Source organism: Vibrio sp. 1641 (genome assembly GCF_033339995.1).
GTDB classification, from domain to species: domain Bacteria; phylum Pseudomonadota; class Gammaproteobacteria; order Enterobacterales; family Vibrionaceae; genus Vibrio; species Vibrio alginolyticus.
The window spans coordinates 1-650 of sequence record NZ_JAWOVP010000233.1 but is presented as its reverse complement, the minus strand read 5'-3'; the positions used below and the strand labels follow the sequence as shown (position 1 = coordinate 650).

The 650-nt window shown below is 46.2% G+C and carries 1 pseudogene; it reads right to left on the bottom strand.

The window, feature by feature from the left end:
• Positions 1–650, bottom strand: a pseudogene (locus R7Z47_RS25235) (hypothetical protein); the annotation flags it as partial.

Sequence of the window (650 nt, the reverse complement as noted above, 5' to 3'; positions counted from 1 at the left end):
GGTATAAATATCGTCCTGTCGGTGCGTTGATGCGTTTTTCCATCGATTGCTTGTTCTTTTGCATGGTATAGCTTTCGAATTGTTTACCATCAAACACGGTGGTGAAATAGTTCTGAGTCTCTTTATGAACCTGAGATGGGTACACCTTTTTGGTGGTCCAGATTTGACGAGCACCATTTGCGCTAACAATCAACGAGTCATCACTGATTTTATAATGGCCCACTTTTTTTAGTGCTCCCTTTTCTGGGCATAACCGCTTGTTGTTGGAGGCGGCAAAGTACACTTCTTCGTTTTCAAACTGAAACGCTTCGCAATACACCACTTCATACGCGTACGCGATACCGCCAAGGTTTTGTGTGGTTTCGAGGCGATACACAATGTCACCGACCAAAGGATGGTCGGTGTTGTTTTGCTCTTCTTTAACGACTGGCAATTCAAAACGGGTCGTGACCCAGGCGTAATCTTCTTCACCATGATGGTTGTCACGAGCTGCCACGGCTAAGTAAGTGGTTTGGTCGATTTCTTCTGGCGCACCTTGTACAACGATTTGGCCTTGGTTGAGCACCTGAAGACCATTGGCGTTTTCTAACCAGATCCGAGTGGTGAGCAGGTCACCATCGGGGTCTTCAAACAATTGGTTCAGACTTAAC